The sequence below is a fragment of the Gluconobacter cerevisiae genome (assembly GCF_015244675.1).
Classification (GTDB): domain Bacteria; phylum Pseudomonadota; class Alphaproteobacteria; order Acetobacterales; family Acetobacteraceae; genus Gluconobacter; species Gluconobacter cerevisiae.
This window is the reverse complement of the sequence record NZ_JABCQO010000030.1, coordinates 1-4,169: the sequence shown is the minus strand read 5'-3', so window position 1 is coordinate 4,169 and position 4,169 is coordinate 1. Positions and strand designations below refer to the sequence as shown.

Annotated in this window: 3 protein-coding genes and 1 pseudogene; 2 read left to right on the top strand and 2 right to left on the bottom strand. The window is 43.8% G+C overall.

What is annotated here, in order from left to right; all coding sequences use genetic code 11:
* A pseudogene (locus tag HKD21_RS14190) lies at positions 1-96 on the top strand (IS5/IS1182 family transposase); the annotation flags it as partial.
* A 150-nt stretch (positions 97-246) separates the two neighbouring features.
* Here the strand turns inward: HKD21_RS14190 and HKD21_RS14185 are convergent.
* Together HKD21_RS14185 and HKD21_RS14180 are read right to left on the bottom strand one after the other, a co-directional pair.
* A complete protein-coding gene (locus tag HKD21_RS14185; RefSeq protein WP_194256250.1) occupies positions 247-1,638 on the bottom strand; it encodes a hypothetical protein in 1,392 nt (463 codons plus the stop codon).
* Between the two features lie 536 nt (positions 1,639-2,174).
* Positions 2,175-2,627, bottom strand: a complete 453-nt coding sequence (locus tag HKD21_RS14180) for an Rrf2 family transcriptional regulator (protein ID WP_194256249.1) — start codon at positions 2,625-2,627, stop codon at positions 2,175-2,177.
* Between the two features lie 79 nt (positions 2,628-2,706).
* On the opposite strand from HKD21_RS14180, the gene HKD21_RS14175 reads away from it, so the two are divergent.
* The gene (locus HKD21_RS14175; RefSeq protein ID WP_194256248.1) at positions 2,707-3,885 is read left to right on the top strand and encodes a globin domain-containing protein; all 1,179 of its coding nucleotides are present in this window, start codon (positions 2,707-2,709) and stop codon (positions 3,883-3,885) included.
* Positions 3,886-4,169: the final 284 nt, after the last annotated feature.

Sequence of the window (4,169 nt, the reverse complement as noted above, 5' to 3'; positions counted from 1 at the left end):
TGGCGACGTGTTGCGACCCGATATGACCGCTGCGCTCATACATTCATGTCCGCAATCCACATCGCAGCAAGCGTCATCTTCTACCTCAAAGAATGAGTCCTGAGCCTAGAAAATCTTTAAAACAAACGGCTTCACCGATCAAAAGGTAAGAAAATCATAGAAGGGCTTTCAAATCCGCTAGGTTTTTAAAACCCTTCTTTTTCGCGACTACAAACGAAGCTTCTTATTAGTAATTAGATAAATAAGTTATGACTTTTCTAATTTGTAGCGAATGTATTCGACTTTATCGAAATAAATCTTCATCAGTTCTGATTTTTTATCAGAATCGTGCCCCCAAAAATGTACAAATCCTGTAAGATTCTCATTGATACTAGGATTGTGGTCGACATATTTAGCATACTTGCTTATGCAGCTTGTATTGATATTAAAATTTTTGATGGATAGATAATTGATGACTTCTTGATCAGCCCACAAATTAAAATCTCTACCAAAAAATTCTCCAATATTCGTAATGCTTCTTCGTGCAGCATCCAAAAATTCTTTAACTTTGGTATTGTCAGTATTTGGAAAAATAATCGTTCCGCCGTTGAAGCCGGCAGCATAAGGACTTGGTGTAAGTGAATCGAGTTGGATTAAACCTGCTCCAACGGGAACGTGCGTCTGTACACGATGAAAATCTTCTAACGGGGCGCAAATGTCTTCTGTGAGGGTGGCTTCTTGGAGCATCTTGTTAAGATCGCTGTTAAATATAATGTCTGGATCAAGATACATGACTGGCTGATAGCCGCTGTATATGTCTTTTCCTAAAATACTGAATTTTGAGCATACATATCCGACAAAATCTTTTGGATCCATATGATCAACATCGATATTATCATCGCCATCCATTGAGCAAATACTACGGATAGAAGTGGTATCTTCATTAGACATGACGATAATTCGGCCATCGAAATCGGCAAAATTTCGTAAGGCACGTACGCAGAGGCTAAGCTGATTTAAGACGCTTTTGCTTGAATAAGCGGTAATATAAATAAGCGGATTATAAAGAAGAAATTCTTCAAATTTCCATGTATCGCAAAAACCAATAAATTTATACTCCTCAAAATCGGCAACATGCTGACTACGTATATCAATAGAAAAAGTACCGATTTTCATGATAAAATCACTACAAAAGGTTATATTTTTCCCATCGAAAATCTCTCCAGTACGTTTTGATATCCATTTATTAAGAATAACATATTGAAGTTTTTTGATGAATTTTTCATCTATAGGACAGAAACTCTCCCATAAATTCGCTTCGTCTCTTGTGAAAACAAGATTGTTGCCTTCAAAGCAAAGGTATTTTCCGTCATTGTTTTTAAAGGAGACGGCTCTTGTCTTCTTATTGTATATTCCGGTTACTTTACCAAAATTCTCGAAATTACAATAGAATTCAGGTTGTTCTTTAAGGAAAATATAATCGTCTTCTTTATTCATATTTTGATATACGGGATCTATGTCAACATTTATGATATCGTCATAATTTAAATCGTTAATTTTTTTTGTATAATAATTATCACCATTATTGTGTATAACTTCACCATTATAGGATATTAAATACATTGGTAATCGCCTTAAAAATTCACGTAAAAGCATCATATAAAAAATATAATGTCATTAATAGCCTTATTTAAAATGAAGTGTTTGATAGCCTATTTTTCTTATAATTTATCTTTGTGCTCTGAAACTAGGAGGCATTTTTGATGCAGAGCGTGGCGCGTGGGAGGAGGCGGTTATGATTAAGTGGCCCTTGTGGTGTTTGTATCGCCTCTAGGGGTGATGTCGAGCGCGCTCTGCTCTGAGAGGAGGGTAACCTTTTCAACTGCAAAGAAAAACAATCCCATTGCCATATCAAGCAGGCCTCTGTTTCTACTGTCATAAGGTCTGGAATTTAATCCAACCGAGAATATTTTTCTCAAATTTAAAGCTACACCTAATATTTTTTTATGATTCCCCTATTTCTTCCGAAGAATACACGGATACATCAGATCAGAAATGAAGACTTCATGTATGTAAGGCTGTGATTATCGCATCACTACTTTCTCTATTAAGAAAAATAGTGAATCAAAATCTGTTTCCACTGTCATCTTTTTTCAGAAGTCAGCGGAAACGCTGTGGATAGCCCATTCTGTTATTCAAGACCTGACAGGACCTAGTTCTGGGAATAATCTGGTGAGATCAGCCGGCCTCAGGAGATCGGCGAGGGTATAGTGATCAAGCACGCTCAGAAAAGCATTCAAGGCTTCTCCCAAAACACCACGTAACCGGCAGTCGGGTGCTAGAAGGCAGGCCCGACCGCCGGAAGACACGCCGTCGCAGTCTACGAGCATCATGTCTTCTTCAGTAAAACGCACTACAGACCCGATGATGATTTCTGCAGGAGGGTGACCCAAAATCAAACCACCACCGCGTCCGCGGATGGTCTTGATAAACTCTCCCTGTCCCAGACGATGCACAACCTTCACAAGATGATTTTCCGAGATTTTGTAGGCCTCTGCAATGTCACGGATCGAGGCGCGCGTGTCTGGACGCGCCCCAAGATAAAGAAGGGTCCGCAGGGCGTAATCAGTGTGAAGAGTTAGACGCATACGAGTCCTTTGGCAGATTGACAGTCAGAAGTCACGATCATATAGGTGTATTTAATATACACCTTTAAGGGGACTCACCATGTCCACTACAGATCGTAGTCTCACTCCAGACGTTATTGCCATCATCAAGGCCACTGTCCCTGCCTTGGAAGCTCATGGGCTGGCCATTACAACCGAGATGTACAGCCGCCTTTTGGCAAATCCCGCTATTTCGGAGTTGTTCGATCCAACGCATCAATCCAAAGGAACGCAACCTCGGGCGCTTGCTATGGCCGTTTTGGCCTATGCCAAGAACATAGATAATCTCGGTGTCCTGGGAGGGGCTGTAGAGCGGATTGCCCAGAAGCATGTCAGTCTGGAAATTCTGCCAGAGCACTACCCACATGTCGCAACAGCTCTGCTGGGCGCGATCAAGCATGTACTCGGCGATGCCGCGACACCGGCTATTCTCGATGCTTGGGGCCGCGCTTACTGGGCTTTGGCCGATATCCTGATTGGCCGCGAGCATCATCTTTATGATGTCAGCACCCACGCCGAAGGTGGCTGGACTGGTTGGCGTACTTTCAAGATTGTCCAGGCAATTCACGAGTGTGAAAACGTTACGACACTTGAACTGAGACCCGTAGATGGCAAGGCGGTCATTCAGCCGCTTCCGGGTCAGTATCTTGGTGTGGATCTGGAGATTCCGGGTCATGGCCAGACGCGCCGCAACTACAGCATTACTTCGCGCCCTAATCATGAAGTTTATGCCATCAGCGTACGTCATGTGCAGGATGGTGTCGTGTCTTTATGGTTGAACAGCCATGCTTGTGAAGGCCATGAGGTTCGCCTTTCACCACCTGCTGGTAATTTTACTCTACCTGAACATTTTGATGCTCCGGTTGCTTTTGTTTTCGCAGGGATCGGCGCAACGCCTATGATTGGCATGATCGAGGATCTGGCTGCCCGTTCCCACGGTCCCGCTGTCAGCATCGTACAGATTGCCCACTCAGTTGTTACCGCGCCATTTTCCGGCCGTCTGGCAAACATCGTTCGTAAGTCGGGTGGTCGTATTACGCTTGAGACAAGACTGACATCCATCGACGGACGCCCTGATGCAGAGTGGATCGCATCTCACATCCCACGTAACGCTACAATTTACCTGTGCGGCCCTGTCGATTTTATGCGCGATACGATTCAAGGGTTGCTCAAAGTTGGTATTCCCGCAGAATGTCTCCGTTACGAGACCTTCGGACCAGATACAGGGGTTACAGATTAAGTTCTGGCCCCATTGTTCTGAGGTGGAAAACCTGTTGCAGGTTTTGCGAGGAGACTGGAGGTGAAGGGTTTGTTTTGGCTAGCGGTCAGATGGAGCATCTGCGACCTTCCTTTCCAAGAGCTTGGGTCGCTGGCGGGTTGACGACTGCCGAACAGGATCATTTTTATGAACTGTGACGTGCCCCCCTTTTTGTATCCACTCAAAAGGAGAGTTCTCGTTTTTTATGGCTTTGGGTTGATTGGATGACAAGTGTCTCGGAGGCATGCCCCCGAGACACTTGTCTG

Bases quoted from the DNA above. Each gene is read 5' to 3' on its own strand.
- HKD21_RS14185 (WP_194256250.1), bottom strand. From the start codon at position 1,638: ATGATGCTTTTACGTGAATTTTTAAGGCGATTACCAATGTATTTAATA.
- HKD21_RS14180 (WP_194256249.1), bottom strand. From the start codon at position 2,627: ATGCGTCTAACTCTTCACACTGATTACGCCCTGCGGACCCTTCTTTAT.
- HKD21_RS14175 (WP_194256248.1), top strand. From the start codon at position 2,707: ATGTCCACTACAGATCGTAGTCTCACTCCAGACGTTATTGCCATCATC.